The organism is Ruegeria sp. CDSA221 (assembly GCF_059611825.1).
In genome coordinates this window covers 377183-392710 of record NZ_JBXWPK010000003.1, presented here as the reverse complement: position 1 = coordinate 392710, position 15528 = coordinate 377183, and the positions used below count along the sequence as shown (strand labels likewise).

14 protein-coding genes are annotated in these 15528 nt (G+C 58.4%); 1 reads left to right on the top strand and 13 read right to left on the bottom strand.

Features of this window, described 5'->3' with window-relative positions:
• Positions 1-2 precede the first annotated feature (2 nt).
• From AC2FJ5_RS06895 to AC2FJ5_RS06835, 13 genes are all read right to left on the bottom strand, one after another.
• On the bottom strand, positions 3-2126 hold the full coding sequence (locus tag AC2FJ5_RS06895; protein ID WP_496691895.1) for a 4Fe-4S binding protein: 2124 nt from the start codon (positions 2124-2126) through the stop codon (positions 3-5).
• 598 nt (positions 2127-2724) lie between these two features.
• A complete protein-coding gene (locus tag AC2FJ5_RS06890; protein ID WP_142635225.1) occupies positions 2725-2988 on the bottom strand; it encodes a hypothetical protein in 264 nt (87 codons plus the stop codon).
• Positions 2945-4498, bottom strand: a complete 1554-nt coding sequence (locus tag AC2FJ5_RS06885; RefSeq protein ID WP_496792866.1) for a cytochrome D1 domain-containing protein — start codon at positions 4496-4498, stop codon at positions 2945-2947. The genes AC2FJ5_RS06890 and AC2FJ5_RS06885 overlap by 44 nt, the downstream gene beginning before the upstream one ends.
• Positions 4473-5687 (bottom strand): heme d1 biosynthesis radical SAM protein NirJ, encoded by a 1215-nt coding sequence (nirJ, locus tag AC2FJ5_RS06880; protein ID WP_496691877.1) that lies wholly within the window; start codon positions 5685-5687, stop codon positions 4473-4475. The genes AC2FJ5_RS06885 and nirJ overlap by 26 nt, the downstream gene beginning before the upstream one ends.
• A complete protein-coding gene (gene ahbB, locus AC2FJ5_RS06875; protein WP_496792864.1) occupies positions 5675-6175 on the bottom strand; it encodes a siroheme decarboxylase subunit beta in 501 nt (166 codons plus the stop codon). Before ahbB (AC2FJ5_RS06875) ends, nirJ begins: the two co-directional genes overlap by 13 nt.
• Entirely contained in the window at positions 6172-6621 is a 450-nt protein-coding gene (locus AC2FJ5_RS06870) for an Lrp/AsnC family transcriptional regulator (protein WP_496792863.1), read from the bottom strand. Before AC2FJ5_RS06870 ends, ahbB (AC2FJ5_RS06875) begins: the two co-directional genes overlap by 4 nt.
• Positions 6618-7607 (bottom strand): siroheme decarboxylase subunit beta, encoded by a 990-nt coding sequence (gene ahbB / locus AC2FJ5_RS06865; protein WP_496792862.1) that lies wholly within the window; start codon positions 7605-7607, stop codon positions 6618-6620. Before ahbB (AC2FJ5_RS06865) ends, AC2FJ5_RS06870 begins: the two co-directional genes overlap by 4 nt.
• 3 nt (positions 7608-7610) lie before the next feature.
• A complete protein-coding gene (locus AC2FJ5_RS06860; RefSeq protein ID WP_496691874.1) occupies positions 7611-8756 on the bottom strand; it encodes a cytochrome D1 domain-containing protein in 1146 nt (381 codons plus the stop codon).
• Positions 8753-9103: a c-type cytochrome gene (locus AC2FJ5_RS06855; RefSeq protein WP_496792860.1), complete on the bottom strand. Its 351-nt coding sequence runs from the start codon at positions 9101-9103 to the stop codon at positions 8753-8755. The genes AC2FJ5_RS06860 and AC2FJ5_RS06855 overlap by 4 nt, the downstream gene beginning before the upstream one ends.
• On the bottom strand, positions 9096-9857 hold the full coding sequence (gene cobA / locus AC2FJ5_RS06850) for a uroporphyrinogen-III C-methyltransferase (RefSeq protein ID WP_281972619.1): 762 nt from the start codon (positions 9855-9857) through the stop codon (positions 9096-9098). The genes AC2FJ5_RS06855 and cobA overlap by 8 nt, the downstream gene beginning before the upstream one ends.
• A gap of 188 nt (positions 9858-10045) precedes the next feature.
• A complete protein-coding gene (locus AC2FJ5_RS06845; protein WP_281972618.1) occupies positions 10046-10453 on the bottom strand; it encodes a cupredoxin domain-containing protein in 408 nt (135 codons plus the stop codon).
• A 53-nt stretch (positions 10454-10506) separates the two neighbouring features.
• Positions 10507-12291, bottom strand: coding sequence for a NapC/NirT family cytochrome c (locus AC2FJ5_RS06840; protein ID WP_496792859.1), 1785 nt, complete (start codon positions 12289-12291; stop codon positions 10507-10509).
• A gap of 123 nt (positions 12292-12414) precedes the next feature.
• On the bottom strand, positions 12415-14091 hold the full coding sequence (locus tag AC2FJ5_RS06835) for a cytochrome D1 domain-containing protein (RefSeq protein WP_271948614.1): 1677 nt from the start codon (positions 14089-14091) through the stop codon (positions 12415-12417).
• Positions 14092-14323: 232 nt separating this feature from the next.
• Here AC2FJ5_RS06835 and AC2FJ5_RS06830 point away from each other — a divergent pair, with 232 nt between their 5' ends.
• Positions 14324-15505: an NnrS family protein gene (locus AC2FJ5_RS06830; RefSeq protein ID WP_496792858.1), complete on the top strand. Its 1182-nt coding sequence runs from the start codon at positions 14324-14326 to the stop codon at positions 15503-15505.
• The last annotated feature ends 23 nt before the right edge of the window (positions 15506-15528 follow it).

The following is a 15528-nucleotide window of genomic DNA, read 5'->3' as shown; positions in this document are numbered from 1 at the left end:
TTTTAGGAAACGGTTTTCGGTTTGGCGTTTGGATGGTTCGCCGGTGGTTGTCCGAGTGGGGTCTTGAGATCGACCGACCCTGTCTTGGCCCGCCGTTTCAGTTGGCGGATAACGACGGGACATTTGTCCTCGGACTGGTAGAGCACCTGACAATGCAGGCAGGTGACGCACTCGTTCGGATTGATCTCACCTGTGGGGTGGATCGCCTGAACGGGGCATTCATTGGCACAGGTCTGACAGGGGGTGCCGCAGTCCTTGTAACGGCGTAGCCAGTCGAACATGCGCATGCGGGCCGGGATCGCCAGTGCTCCGCCCAACGGGCAGAGATAGCGGCAGTAGAACCGCTCAACGAACAGGCCGATCCCCAACAGGGCCAGCGCAAAAACCACAAACGGCCAGTCGCGCATGAATTTCAGAATGATCGCGGTCTTGAAAGGCTCGATCTCGGCATACTTCTCGGCCAGCGGGATGGAGACAAAGCTGAGGCCGAAGAGACCCAAGAAGATCATGTATTTCGCGGGCCACAGCCGTTCATTCAGGCCCCAGGGCAGGGTCCATTGCGGCACGCGAAAAGCCCGCGCGATCTTGTTGGTCAGTTCTTGCAGCGCGCCAAACGGGCACAGCCAGCCGCAATAGGCACCGCGTCCCCAGAACAACAGGGCGGCTGCCACGGCGAACCATTGGATGAACACCAGCGGGTCCAGTAGGAAGGCATCCCATGAGAAACCTGTGCGCAAACTGCCCGCCAGCGCCATCAGGTTCACCACGCTCAACTGGGCATTCGCGTACCAGCCGATGAAGAACAGGGTCATTGTCAAATAGCCGATGCGGAACCAGTAAAAGACCCGCGCGTTCATCGTGGCATGGAACTGGAAAAAGAAGGTCGCCGTCAGTATCAGCAGCATGACGCCCAGACCGGCAATCTCGACTGTGCGATCCTTCCAGATACGTTTCCAAAGAGCGGCTTTGGCGGCGGCTTCACCTGTGGCGTCATCCACAACGGTGGGGGCTACGACTGGCAACAGGTACTGCTCAGGCAGTTTGTAGCCCAAATCGAAGGTCAGGAACGTCTTTTCAACCGCACCGACGGCGCGTTGCACCAACAGTTGCAGGCGGAACGGTTCGGCCGGATCAAACTCTGCCTCAGCGGGGATTTTGAAGATATCCAGCTCGGTGAAACTGGGCGCATCGGCGGCCGCAACTCTGCCCAGACGCTCTTGCTGTTTATCAAAGAAGCGTACCGAATTATCACCTTGAATCAGTTGAATACGGTCGAAAATCCCGCCACGCACATAGCCTGACCCCTTGAAGCTATAGGCGCCACGACCCAGCACCAGGATGGCTTGCTCGCCCTCGCCCAGCCACTCGGTCAGGTTTTGATACTCGGCCTCGCCCAGCAGCGACTTGCCGATCGACGGGACTGAAACCAACGCCAGATGCATGTCGATGAAGGTGTCGTCGGGCGCGCCCCGTTCACGGCGCCTGATGGCGCGCTGGTCGCCGGTGGCCTCGAACGCAGCGTTGACCTGACCGACATCCAGTGTCAGGCGTCGGACCGAGCCGTCACCCGAAAGCGTTGTCCAGTCATAAGTGGCATCTTGTGCCATATCGACTTCGCGCTTCGGCCCGTCGGCCTGCAGCGGTGACAAGCCACCCAGCCCCAACGCCCGCGCTACCTTGATGCCGCCGCGCACGAGACTGTCGTCGATCACCATGATTGTGACAGTCGCGCCCGAGATAATGTCGAGGTCATGGCCCTCACCGCCTGTTTCAGCCTCAACCCTAAGGTCCAGGCCGGCATAGCCTTCGGTCAGTTCGACCATGCGCGCGTTCGGGATCCCGATCAGTACGATGGGTTCCGAATGCTTGACCAGCTTAACGCCAGTAAGCACCGCATCATTGTCGATCGCTGCAACGACGTGAATGGGTTTGCCGGAATAGCCTGTGGTGCCCACGAAATCCGAGGTCAGAAAGGCCCAGGCAATCGTTTTGCCCCCTTTCAGGATCGGCGCAACCGGAATGTCTTTTCTGATCGGGCCAAATGCCTCGGCGCCGGGGATCAGGTCCGCGGGCTCAAGTTCTGGCAAAAAGCTGGCAAGGCTGTCGGCATGTGCGCTGATCGCCATCAGGCAGGACAGAAAAAAGGCCAGCAGGAAATGGATTGCGCGACTTACGATCACGACGCACCTCCGATGATTGGGGTGGACGCCATGGACGCGCGCGGGGCGCGTTCGGTTTTAAATTCTGGTGCAGGGGGAGGACCCCGGGTTTCTGGCCACAGCCGGTCAGAGCCATTTAGCTCGAAGGACCTGTTGTTTTGGCAAGATAAGAATTGAACCCTTCCTCGTTGCGTCACTTCCAGCGGCATGGGCAGAGGTGCGGCACCGGTCACGGCGCACAGCGCGCAATCGGCGCATTTGGGGCAAGGTGCGGTCGGGTCTGCATCGCCTTTTTCAAGATCAACCTCGACCCAGACCGCGCCGCCCTCCGAGCAGATCTCAACCCACATGCTTTGCCCGGGACTCGCCAGCGCCGGGCTAAGCAGCTGCAAAAGCAGAAGGATTATACCTGCCACCGCACAAGCTGCGCGGGACGCGCAAACAGCTGAAATGTGCAAAGGATTATGGGCGGGCATGGAGAATCCAACTCGGTGATCTTTCCCAAGTCCTAAGAGATTCCCGAAAGCAGATACTTGACTTCGGTTAGGCCTTTGGAGAATCCGACCTAGCCGTCTGCTTCGTCCATCAAACTGCGTACCCAGCGCCCTGCAAACCAGCAGGCAGGTACACCCAATGGGATTGACCACAGGATGGCGGTGACAGGCTCAATCACTCCGAATCCGGCGCTGTTGGCGATCAGGCCAGCCAGAAAAAGGTTTATGGCCACGGTCAGCGCAGACGCTGGATACAGCAATATGGCCAGTTTCCACACCGGCCATTTGCCCTCAGTGGCTGGTTCCTTCCGAGAAGGTGATTTTGTTCCAGACATTGTACTTTCCCGAAGGTTTGCGCATCGGCAGACGGCGGACCTCTTCCAGTGTTTTTGCATCATAGATGATCACCGCGCCGTCATCTTCCCAGATCGAAACCAACGCATGGCTTCCGTTCTTGGTGAATTCCACATGGGCCACGGTTTTGCCCGGCGCTGGGCGCAGGGTCCGTACGATCTCAAGGCTTTGCTTGTCGATCACATGCATCACATCCTTGTTGGGCCCAAAGAAAACATCGGCCCAGACATATGGCGAGTTTTCATGGCTGCGCATGAAAAACCCCGGCCCTTCGGTCTTGATCCGCTTGACCGTTTCCCATGTCTCCATGTCGATCACCGAGACGGTGCCATCAGTCAGGTGCGGCGTTGCCATCACAGTTGTATCGCCGCGCCGCCAGGTAATCCCGGAACCCAGATGCGGCATGCCGGGCAGATCCAGGTCAGCCACTTTTTGGCCAATGACCAGATCAATCACCTGACCGCCGTTCCCGTCGCGAGATGCGCCCATGACGTATTCATAAGTCTGGTCGAAAAAGAAATCGTCCAGATAGTCGGGCGTAGTGATCTTGCGTACTGGGAAAGGGTTCGGGTTCTTGAACTGCCCTTCGATACGAAAATCGTGTCCCAGCCCGGATTGGGGTGGATTGGCGCCATAGAAGACCTCCCAAATCTCTGGCACATCCTTCAAGGCCAGCACAAAGCTTTCCCGTGGCGGAGCTTGATAAACGGCCGAAACGCGGCTGGGATTACCTTTCCTGCTTTTAATCTCGATGACTTTTGCCACCGAAAGATCCCGGGTGGACAAAAGGGTCAGGCTGTGGGGTAGGTAATTCGCCACCGCCAGCCATTTGCCATCGCCTGACATGGCAATGTTGCGGCTGTTTAGTCCCGCCCGCACGCGACCCACCTGTTGCAACGCCCAGATGTCATATTTCTGGACCCAGCCATCGCGGGACATGATGAACACGTAACGCCCATCGGGGCTGAACTTTGGGCCGCCATGAACGGCAAAAGGAGTTTCAAATCTGTCCAAAACCTCAAATGTGTCACCGTCCAGAACGCTGACATGGTGGTCTCCGGTTTCCACCACCAACGTGATGTTCATCGGATCACTGGACCAGACGGGCGCATCAATCTCGACATAGTCTGCGTCCAGCATACGGCTGGCCATGATGTCTGCCTCGGCCCAGTCCGGGGCGGTCTCGAGCGGGGATTTCAGCCAACCTGCCAACTCCTCAATCTGCAGGGCGTTCAGATTATGCGCAAAGGCTGGCATCTGGGTGGCGGTGCGCCCTTCGGCGATCACGGCGGCAACCCGCGGCCCGCGCATGCGTTTTAGCGTTTCGGGTATCAAGGCCGGACCAACACCGCCCAGCCGGGTGTCACCATGGCAGGACGCGCAATGTTCGGCATAGTCGGACTGGGCGTCGGCCCATGCGGCGCTGGTCAGCAGAAGCGCACACAGTGTTCCAAGCGTCCGAGCCCTAAAAGAACTGATGCGCCGGATCATGGCTTTTCCCCCGGAAAGGTGTGACCTGCAGGCGTTTGCCCGCTTTATCCACGCCAATTTCATCGTTTGACAGGTAACAGGCCGGGTCCTCGGCCCAGGGATCGCCCGTCAGTTGCAGGGCCCGGATGCGCGTGTTGCCACCGCAAACATCCCTGAGCTGACAAACTCCACAGCGCCCTTTCAACGGACGCGGGCGAGTGCGCAGCATGGCCAGCATCTTGTCGTCCCCGGTCCACAACTCGGAAAACGGCGTCGTTTTCACATTCCCGACCGTGTAATCTGACCAGTAGGTGTCGGGATGGACCCGACCAAGATTGTCGATATTGGCCACCCCCAACCCGCTGGAGTTCCCGCCCCAGGCCGCCAAATGCGCACGTATATGCGAGGTCTTTTCGGCATCAAAATGCGTCCTGACCCAGTTCAGAAAATATCCGGCGTCGGCATCGTTATTGCCGGTGACGATATCCAGCGGGCGCCCGCCCGAGGCTGCCTCCCACGCACGGTCCAATAACAGATCCAGACCTTTGCGCGTGCGCAGGTGTTCGGCATCTTCGCCCCTGTTCTTGTCGCCGCGACCGGCGTAAACCAGATGAGACAGGTAGAATTTGTCGACCCCCTCATCATCACACAACTGCAGGAGATCGGGCAGATGGTGCTGTGTGCCCTCGGTCAAACAGAATCGCAAACCAACCTTGATGCCGCGTTTCTTGCACTCGCGTACGCCGCGCAGGGCATCTGAAAAGGCGCCCTCGACACCTCGGAACCAGTCGTTTGTGGCCCCGATCCCGTCAAGTGATATGCCGACATAGTTAAAGCCGACATCAGCGATCATATCGGCGGTTTCATCGTAAATCCGCGTGCCATTCGTCGACAGCGCCAGCATCGGCACCAATTTGCGCGCCCGGTTGGCGATATCAAAGAAATCGAACCGATCCAGCGGTTCCCCCCCCGAGAGGATCAGGGCCGGGACGCGAAATTGGCCGAGATCCTCAAGGGTTACCATGGCTTGCTCGTGGCTGAGCTCACCCGGGAACGCGACATCCGCCGAAACAGTATAGCAATGGCGGCATTTCAGGTTGCAGCGCCGGGTCAGATTCCAGATGACCACCGGCTTAACCGGGCCGGGGCGGCGCTTGCGCACGGGGGTCGGGGTGACCAGTTGCTGCATGTATTCAGTCAGGCGGAACATGGCGTTTGGCCTTTCGGTTTCAGGCGCAGCCCGGTCTTTTTCAGGATGCGCGTTGAATACAGGATGTCCTTGGCCCGGCAGGCACTGCCCAGAATACCGGCAATCTCGGCCCGTTTTTCTTCGACTTCACCCCTGTCTTTGCCATGGACCATGGCGAACAGGTTGTAAGGCCAGTCGGGCAGGGCACGTGGACGTTCATAGCAATGGGTGACAAAAGGCAGACCGCCAATATGTGCCCCCAAATCAGCGATTTGACTGTCATCGACGTCCCAGACTGTCATGCCGTTCGAAGTCACGCCCAGTTTGTAGTGGTTCGGGGCTGCGGCGATACGACGTATAACGCCGCGCGCCTTAAGTTCTGCGAGGCGATACAGCAGCGCTTGTTCGTCCATCCCAAGGCTTTCAGCGACCCGAGCGTAGGGCGAAGGCACCAGGGGCAATCCGCCCTGCAGAACCTCGATAATCAGTCTGTCTTTTGCGTCGATCATGCCGCCACCCGGAAGCCGATGAAGAATTCCTGCAACTTGGGAAATCTGAGAACTTCGATCCCCGTCTCTTGTTCGATCGCATCGGCGCAGGCCTCAATCCCTTGGGGCGTTTCGGTGGCCAATACGAACCACATGTTCAGCCGGTGCGTACGTTCATAATTATGGGCAACTTCGGGATGCGCATTGACTTTGGTCAGGACGGATTCAAATGCCTCTGTCGGTATGGCCATGGCACATAGGCAAAAAGCCCCGCCCATCGCGGCCGCGTCAAAGAACGGGCCAAAGCGCGTGATGACCCGTTCATCCTTCATCCGTGATAGGCGAACCAACAGATCCTGTTCCGAAATCCCCAGTTCTTGGGCCACCATCGCATAGGGTTGTGAGGTCAGAGGTAAGTCGTCCTGCATTCGGTTCAGGATTGCCCGATCAATTTCGTCCAGGGTCATGCCGCTGTCTCCTTGGGTTGGATCAGCGCGCCGGTCTGTTTGAAACAGCGAGTCGAAAACAACACCTTGTGCTGCGCGCCAAACAGCTCAGGCAATGCCGCAGCCCCGGCCAGGAGGTTTCGCGCTTCGCTGCGCGAGCGGGCGTGGATCATGGAATACAGGCGGTAGGGCCAGATGTTTTCAACGGGTCGACGCTCATAACACAGTGTCACGCCAGGGTATTTTGCCAGCGCAGGTCCGGCACGATCGACCTGATCAGTTGGCATATCCCAGACCACCATTGCATTGGCCGACCAGCCCAGTGCCCGGTGTCTTACGATCACGCCAAGACGCGAGACAATTCCAGCCTCGTGTAAGATCCGGATCCGCGTCATGGCGTCCTCTGGTTTACGGTCCAAAGAAGCGGCCAGTGCTGCGTAAGGTTCGCAAACCAGCGGTAAGCCGGAACTAAGCGCCTGCATCAACGAGCGATCACCCTTTTGCAGAACGGAACAGTCCACCTTGCGCGGTGCCGGTACGTTGCGTTGCTTGCCTGTCATTCGAAAGCCCAAATCAACATTGAACGGCCGAACCAGACGCAAGTCCAAAACCTGCAAACCGGTTTGCAGGCCAATCCGGGCCAGAGTGGCGTCCACATGCGCGCGATCAGGGCCGGTCGCTACAAACCAGAGGTTCCATTTGTCCTCGCGTTGATAATTGTGGTTCACACCGGGCTCTGCGTCGATCAGGGCGGCAATGTCCTCCAGATGCTCCTCGGGTGCGGCCACCGCGGCCAGAGTGCTGGCCGTCACCGCGCCCGGAGTGATCGTGGCCCCGACCCGGGTGATCCGGCCGGTCGAACGCATTCGCGCCAGACGGTTCAGCACTTCAGCTTCGTCCAGCCCCAGCGCCTTGGCCACTGGCTGAAACGGGCGGTCGACAATCGGAAATTCGCGCTGAAAATCGTCCAGCAGGCGACGGTCGATCGGGTCAGTGATATGTTGCATGGGTTACAACCCTGTTCTGTGCGCGCGGGCGGTGAAAAAGATACCCGAGGGGCTGTCCGCCGCGATCTCGCGCAGCTTTTCAAAGCTATGCGTGTCGTAGACCACGACCTTGTTGGCGTCGCGGACACTGATCCAGACCTCATGCCCGCGTGCCGTGAACTCCATATGCAGGACGGCAGGGCCCGGAGAGAATTCGTGGATGACCTGTTTGCTGACGCTGTCGATGACCTGAATTGTATCGTTCAATGGATGGGCAAAGTTCACCCAGACCTGTCGCCCATCCGGGCGCGCCATGGCAAAGACCGGCTGACCATGGGTTTGGGTGCGGCCTGTTTCTGTCAAGGTTTCGGCGTCAATCCAAAGAACCTCATGGTGGCCGACCGCGGGCAGGACAAATTCGCGATCCGTCAGTGCCCAGCCCTCAAGATGAGGCATCTTGTATACCGGCATCTCTTCCTGTCCGCGCCCATAGCCCGGCAGCACGCGGATCGGTTTTGGATTGTCTGCCCATAGGTCCAGTGCGGTCAGCCCGTCCTCGCCAAACAGACCGGTGATATAAGTGCGACCATTGGCGGTGATCAGCGCGTCATAGGGGTTCTTACCCATATCGGTGATCTTTGTGATCTCGGGCGCGCCATTTGCGAAATCAGCAATCCAGGTCTCGCCCGTGTCCCACATGGAAAACACGAACCGACGGCCCGGCGCATCGACAAGACCTATGGTTTTGCTGTCGGTGGGGATGTCGGCAACCAGTTCCAGCGTATCCGCGTCGAACACGCGTACGCCACCCGGCTCATAGTTCGACACCGCAACCAGTTGGCCGTCATCCGAAATTGCGCCGCCAATGGAATTGCCAGCCTGCACGACCCGATTTGCAATCTGACGGGTCACTATATCAACCTTGGTCAGCCCGCCATCGCGGCCAAAAACATAGGCAAAGCGTTCGTCGGGTGAATAGACCAGGGAGGCGTGGGACAGATCGCCCAACCCTTCGATCCGTGCCAATGCGGCCCGGTCCGACTGGTCCACCAATAAGACCGACCCTTTTGCCCGTTCGATCACAAGGCCCAGATCTCCGGTGGCGGTGGGGTCTGCATTGGCAGGTGTCATCATCATTAGGGCAACGATGCCAAGGGCAAGTTGTTTCATTTTGCCTCCTGTTCCAGCAGGTATCGGGCGATCCATTCGGCCTCTTCTTCGCTGATCAGGAGGCGCCAGGGGGGCATAGCCGTGTCGGGGATGCCGTCCAGTATGACCCCCGTCAGGACGTCCGCCTCGTAATGTTCCAGAGTTTCCGGTCGCAGATCAGGACCAAGCCCGCCTTTCAGGGACAATCCGTGGCACGAGCCGCAATCCTGGTGGACCAACCGTTTCAGGGCGGTTGGGTCGATGGCGTCAGCGGCCAGAGCGGAAGTGGCAACCAGAACGACGGCAGTCAGAACAGTATGCGCGGCCCAGCCCGGCTGCTTGCGGTCCATATGCGCCAGGCTACCCATGCGCCCGCTCCAAAATCTCGGTCAGGGCCTGATTGGCATAAAGCGAAACGACCTTTCCGATAATGAATAAGGTAGGGGCCTTCAGATCCGCCTTGCGCACATCCGCGGCAATCTGGTCCAGTCGGGATACAAGGCGGCGTTCAGAGGCACTGGTGGCCTGCCCAACAGCCAGGACCGGGGTGGATCCGGGTAGGTTCTCGGTCATCAAGCCGATGGCGATCTGGCCGATATTGGCCACGCCCATATAGACGACCAGCGTTGTATCCGGGTCCGCCAGCCGTTTCCAATCCAGATCAAGAACCTTGTCGGACTGCCTGTGCCCGGTGACATATTGAACCGAGGTCGCCAGTCCGCGATGGGTCAGGGGCACGCCGGTCGAACAGGATGCGCCTTGTGCCGCCGTGATGCCCGGTGCGTATTCGACCGTAACACCGTGTGCCATCAGAAAAGCGGCCTCTTCCGAGCCGCGACCAAAGATCATCGGATCCCCGCCTTTCAGCCGGGCCACAACGTGACCTGCGCGTGCGTGTTCCAGCAGGATTTCGTTGATGCGATCCTGAGGAACAGTGTGGCACTTGGGGGCCTTGCCGACGGCGATCAGCCGCGCGCCCTCGGTGTGCATGGCCAGAATTTCATCCGAAACAAGGCGGTCATAGACCACCACGTCCGCCTCCTGCAGCATACGCAGGGCGCGCATGGTGATCAGTTCGGGATCACCAGGGCCGGCACCAATCAGAAAAACCTTACCGCTCATGTGCAAACTCGCTTGTTCTGAATGTCTTCGGAACCCGGTGTTTTGGTCGTTTCCATGCGCGAATATGGGACGTTGCTGGGGAACCGGGCGTGTCATGGAAACAAGTTGGCGCACAGGTAAACCGACCTCCTTGACTTAAGTTAAGGAGCACGGGAATTGCGCCCGCGCATCTTTCAGCCTGCCGCTTATCAGGGCTCTACGGTGACCATTCCGAACATGTTCTGTGTCTCCCAATGTGGTCCGCACAGGTAATCCTGGGCGCCGGGAACAAGAAATGTCAGATCAACAAATTCCTCGGGGAACAGGCGGTCACTCTCGGCTTTGCTGCCATCTTTCAGCAGGACGCTATGGCTGGTGCGTTTGTCTACGTTCACCCAACGCACTGTGGTCCCCGCTTTGACCGTCAGTTGGGCTGGGCAGAAATTGTATTTGTACATCAGCACAACCTCTGCATCTTCCACATCTGAAGACGGCTGACCGAACAGATCCACGTAGCGGGTTTCTGCCTCGGCGCAGATCTCAGCTGTGTCTTCGTCAGCGGCCACCGCAGGTGACGCTAAAGCCAGAAATGCAGGAAGAAGTAGGCGGATCTTCATCGTCCAAGTCTCCATACCAAATACATTGGGGCCGGTTTACCCGGCCCCATCAGTCATTGTCCGACCACGTTGATATTGGCACTGTCGTCGTCCATCGCGAAGCTTGTGTTCAGCGTCACGTGGTGGAATCGTGCCGCGGCAAAGTCATCGTGGATTGCAAAGCCGACCGTATAGGTCTTGCCCGGTTCCAATGGCACATCACCCGGTGCGCCCGAGTTTAAGGGCCGCGAGAACGTGACGGTCCAAATACCACCCGACAAGTTGGCCGAGGCGGCGATTTCGCCATCATTGACTATGCGCTGTTCCAGAAGATAGCCGTTGCTGGCGCTGCCATCGGCATAGACGCGCATCAGATCCAGATAGGTGCCGTCATCCAGATATTGCGCGATCTGCGCTTCGGCCTGCAATTTGTCCCAGCCACCCAGAGCTTTCCCGCGCCGGCCTTTGACTTCGACCTCGGTGCGGCTTTCGCTGATATATTTGGTCACAGTGTCCTGAGCGGCCAGGCGGCCTGCAACATCGCCATTGGCGACAATCGCATCTGCACCCGGATCAAACGGCATATAGGTGTTGTCCGCGTGGCACGAGGCCCAGCAGCCCACCTGATCCCCCATTTCGATCCCGGTTCCGGTGATCATCATGGCGACCTTGATCTGGTTGTCCGGGTCCATCTTCCCGCCATCCACAAATGGTGCAGGATTGTGCCCTGCATCCGGCCATTGCAGGCGGATATAGAGGTTTTCGGCATCATGGGCCGCCTGAACAGTTGCGTCGATCACACCACGTTTTCCAGGGATCGGGGTTGGTTCCAGCTCACCGCCTGCGACGATCTTGTTTCCAATCATGTCCAATTCCTTGGCATGACAAGTCGAACATTGGTCGCCACCTTTTGTCAGTGGCCGGGCGCCGCCGTGGAACTTGCCATTCTGAACCCATTCAAACGAAGCCTGACCGGGATAAAACAGCTTCAGATCCGCGCTTGCGATGCTGGTCCAGTCGATATCGCCTCCGACATCGCTGCCACCGCCTGCCGGGGCTGTGGATTCTTCACCGCTTGATTTGGCGCGTTCTTCGGCGACTGCAGCGTCCACAGCGGCTGCGATCTGGGCTTGCACCGCCTCTTGTTGTGCTGTCTTGGCCGATTTTTCGGCTTCGGCCTCAGCCGCCTCCTTGGCTTCTACACGGTCGAGACTGGCCAGATATTCTGGCGGAATTGCACGGATGAAATCAGGATTCGGGGCTTCAATCTGTTCCAGATATTCATCTGTGGCCCTGTCGCGGATGTTCGAATGCGCAATCCCTTTGTGGCAGTCGATACAGGTCTGGCCTGTCTCCATTGCGTTCAAATGTTGCTGGCGCGCGCGGGGGCGCTGGAACTCGGGCATCATCGATTCAAAGTCGTGGCAGTTGCGGCACTCGCGCGAATCAGTGGCCTTCATCCTTTCCCATTCATTCATCGCCAGATGGATACGCTTAGCTTCGAACTTCTCGGGTGTACTGATCGAGCCAACCACCTTGCCATACAGTTCTTTGGACGCCTTGATCTTGCGGATCATCTTGTGGGTCCAGTCCTTGGGTACGTGACAGTCGGAACAGACCGCCCCGACCCCCGATCGGTTCACATCGTGGATGGTCCCGGTGTATTCTTCATAGACGAAATCGCGCATCTCATGGCACGAGATACAGAACTCTTTGGTGTTGGTGGCTTCCATGGCGGTGTTGAACCCACCCCAAAAGACGATCCCGGCGGCAAAGGCAGCGGCAATACCGGCCACAGGCATTCCCCACAGGAAATACCGACGCCAGATCGGTGGTTTCTTATCTGGATCGGAGGTCATGTCCGGGCTCCGTTTTGGCTGTGTTGACTGGCGCGGCGTGTCAGGCCTGCGCATTCGGCTGATGGATGAAACAAGGACAGGGCGGGCGAGGGGCCCGCCCTGCTCCGAGTTGATCGAAACCCGTCAGGTGACGTGGTTCGACCGGTTGTAGACGTTGAACTTGCCGGTCGGGGCGTACAGCCCTTCGATGCGACCGATCTCTTCCAATGTCTTGGCGTCAAAGATCACGATCTGACCGTTGGGTTCTTTTGAATCCGACAGGTTCCACTTGGACACCCAGACCTCGGTTCCATCCGCGTTGAATTCAAAGTGAACAGCGGCGCTGCCTTCGTCTTCGGTGATCTGGATGGTTTTCACGATCTCGCCGGTTTCTTTCGAGATGACCTGCACAGATTGCTGCACTTCCGGTTCCGGGTGTTTGGTCTGGTCAGCCCAGATATAGTCCGATTCCGGATGCGTACGGACGAACAGGCCCGGGCCGTCTGTTTCCACTTCGTAGCAGATCTTCCAGGCGTCATCGGGTCGGTTTTCGGGGTCGTTGCCCCAGACCGTCACGGTGCCAACCCCGAGGTGGGTTGTGCCAGCTACCGGCCCGCAATTCGGGTCAATCCAGTTTGCGCCCGGACCGGGATGCGGCAACGCGGCCGTGTCGATCATCGCCTCAAGCTTGTGGGTCTCGGTATCTACAACCACCATCTTGTTCGATGCGTTTGCAGCGATCTGGAAATACCGGCCCGTCGGATCGAAGAATCCGTCATGCAGGAACTTGGCGCTGTCGATCTTGTCGATCCGCAGATTGTCTAGATCAGTATAATCTACTTGCCACAGTTGCCCCAGCTCTTTGACGGCAACGATCCAGGTCGGCTCATTCGGAGTTGTGTAGATAGCGGCCACGCGAGCCTCTTCCACATAGTCCCCGTCCACGTTCACGCCGCGGGTCGATACAACCTTGACCGGCTCCATCGTTTGGGCGTCAACGATTGCAAAGTGCGGCGGCCAATAGCCCCCACCGATGACGTATTTGCCATCGCCGGAAACAGCAACGTCGCGGGCGTCATAGGCAATCTTGACTTCGGAAACCAACATCTTGTCCGGCGTCTGCCAGAGGTCGATCTTGGTCATCTTGCCGTCGCGGCCCATGGTGTACCAGAAGCGACCGGGCTGTTCCGGCTCTTCCAGCGAATGGTGTTCGGATGCTTTCAGAACGTGCACCGCATAGCCGGTCGGAATATGTGTCAGCACCTCTTTGGTGTCGCCATCGATAACAGCGACTTTGCCGACGTCGCGCTCGATAACAACAAAGAAGTTTTCCCAGTTGCGGCCATGCATCGGCTCGGTTGGGTAGTCCTCTTCTTCAACATATACCTTGCGGGTCGCCATCATCTGGTCCAGCGACATTTCAGGTGGTTTGGGCGGCTCCATCATGATGTAAGTCGCCATGTCTTTGATTTCCTGCTCGGACATGATGTCCGAGAAGTTGTTCATCCCGCCTTCGGTGCCCCAGGCGATGATCTTCTCAAGCCGCTCTTGCCCAAGCGCAAGTGTGCCGCCTTCGGTCACAGCGCCGTCAGCTGCGGTTTTCTTCCAATGCGGTTCAAGGTTCTTGCCAGTGGCGCCTTTACGCAAGACACCGTGGCACCCCGCGCATTGTTCAAAGTAAAGTTGTTTCGACGCTTCAAACGCTTCTTCGTTCAAAGTTGGCTCTTCGGCGAAAGCTGGTGCAGCGACACTGCCCAGCAACATCGCCAAACCGACCCCGAAGACGCGGCCCGTTTTGGTATAGCTGATTCCAAGTGACATGATCACTCTCCATTTGCTGGTGAGGCGGTCCAAGCGTGGGGCATCGCGCAAGGGTGCTCCTTGACGAAAGTCAACACCAGCCGCGCAATTCAGGTGGCGGGCAGGGAAAAACGTCAATTTTCCGGCTGGGAAAATCTGTATCTTTGGCACACTTTTTCGGCCGGTTTGATTTTTGTTAAGTCGCGCAGCCGGGCGGCTTGCTAGGGCTTGGAAAACACCAAGGAGAGCAGCCATGCCCGCAATCATCACCCGCGTGTTTGGTGAAGGGTTTCGTGTATTCTTTCTGTCCGCCGGCCTCTATGGCCTCTTTGTCGGAGTGGTTTGGGGGCTGTGGCTGACGGTGCCATATGCAGTGCCGGATTATGGCATGGCCCCGCCCATGTGGCACGCGCATGAGATGATCTTCGGCTATGCAACAGCCGCGCTGGGCGGGTTCTTTCTGACCGCGGTGCCAAATTGGACCGGCGCACCAGATGCGCGTGCGCAGTTCATAACGTTGGCCGCCGGATTGTGGTTGGCTGGTCGGATGGCGATGTGGTTTTCAGGGATGCTGCCTGCGGCGCTTGTGGCGGTGGTCGACCTGGCCTTTGTACCGATTCTGGCGGCCAAGATTGCAACCCAGCTCATCCGGAGGCCGAAACCTCAGAACATGCTCTTTCTGCTGTTGCTCAGCTTTATCTGGATTGCTGATCTGTTCACGCATCTTGAATGGACCGGGATGACGGATGACACATTGCATACCGGGCTGCGCGCGGGGTTGCTGGCGCTCTGCGCGATGATTGCCATTCTTGGCGGACGGATCACCCCGGCCTTTACCCGAAACGCCATGAGACGCGCGGGCGTTCCCGAGGCGAACTGGCCAATATCTGTGCCAATTCTGGACAAATCAGCGATGGCGGTTGCCCTGACCCTGCCACCAATCGTTCTGGTGCTGGGGTCAGGTGCTGTGGCTGGATCGATGGCGTTGGTTCTAGGGGTGGCGCAGGTTTCGCGCATGGCCCGCTGGCGCGCGGGCTGGGCTGCGCGGGAGCCGATCCTATTGGCACTGTATCTTGGGCTTGCAATGCTGGCGCTGGGACTGATCCTCTGGGGGCTGTCAGTGCTGGGTTTCGGAAACGAGATCGCAGCCCTACACATCCTGGGCATCGGATGCGTCGGCGGCATGACCCTAGCGGTCATGAGCCGCGCTGCGCTTGGCCACAGTGGTCGCGCGCTGGTGGCACCCGGCCCAATGGCGGTGGCCTATGGTCTGATGGCGGTGGCGGCCCTGTCGCGGTGGATTGGGGCAGATCTGAATGCAGGTTACATGGTTGCGATGCTGCTGTCGGACGGGTTGTGGGTCAGCGCATTTGCGCTTTTCCTGATCGCGATGTGGCCCGCGCTGACGGGTCCCAAGGTGCAACGGTCAGCGTGATTTGATTTCCTTTTGCAAGTCTT

Bases quoted from the DNA above. Each gene is read 5' to 3' on its own strand.
- AC2FJ5_RS06870 (WP_496792863.1), bottom strand. From the start codon at position 6,621: ATGACCCTGGACGAAATTGATCGGGCAATCCTGAACCGAATGCAGGAC.
- AC2FJ5_RS06845 (WP_281972618.1), bottom strand. From the start codon at position 10,453: ATGAAGATCCGCCTACTTCTTCCTGCATTTCTGGCTTTAGCGTCACCT.
- AC2FJ5_RS06890 (WP_142635225.1), bottom strand. From the start codon at position 2,988: ATGTCTGGAACAAAATCACCTTCTCGGAAGGAACCAGCCACTGAGGGC.
- AC2FJ5_RS06830 (WP_496792858.1), top strand. From the start codon at position 14,324: ATGCCCGCAATCATCACCCGCGTGTTTGGTGAAGGGTTTCGTGTATTC.
- AC2FJ5_RS06895 (WP_496691895.1), bottom strand. From the start codon at position 2,126: ATGGCGATCAGCGCACATGCCGACAGCCTTGCCAGCTTTTTGCCAGAA.
- nirJ (WP_496691877.1), bottom strand. From the start codon at position 5,687: ATGTTCCGCCTGACTGAATACATGCAGCAACTGGTCACCCCGACCCCC.
- ahbB (WP_496792864.1), bottom strand. From the start codon at position 6,175: ATGATCGACGCAAAAGACAGACTGATTATCGAGGTTCTGCAGGGCGGA.
- cobA (WP_281972619.1), bottom strand. From the start codon at position 9,857: ATGAGCGGTAAGGTTTTTCTGATTGGTGCCGGCCCTGGTGATCCCGAA.
- AC2FJ5_RS06835 (WP_271948614.1), bottom strand. From the start codon at position 14,091: ATGTCACTTGGAATCAGCTATACCAAAACGGGCCGCGTCTTCGGGGTC.
- AC2FJ5_RS06855 (WP_496792860.1), bottom strand. From the start codon at position 9,103: ATGGGTAGCCTGGCGCATATGGACCGCAAGCAGCCGGGCTGGGCCGCG.
- AC2FJ5_RS06860 (WP_496691874.1), bottom strand. From the start codon at position 8,756: ATGAAACAACTTGCCCTTGGCATCGTTGCCCTAATGATGATGACACCT.
- AC2FJ5_RS06840 (WP_496792859.1), bottom strand. From the start codon at position 12,291: ATGACCTCCGATCCAGATAAGAAACCACCGATCTGGCGTCGGTATTTC.
- AC2FJ5_RS06885 (WP_496792866.1), bottom strand. From the start codon at position 4,498: ATGATCCGGCGCATCAGTTCTTTTAGGGCTCGGACGCTTGGAACACTG.
- ahbB (WP_496792862.1), bottom strand. From the start codon at position 7,607: ATGCAACATATCACTGACCCGATCGACCGTCGCCTGCTGGACGATTTT.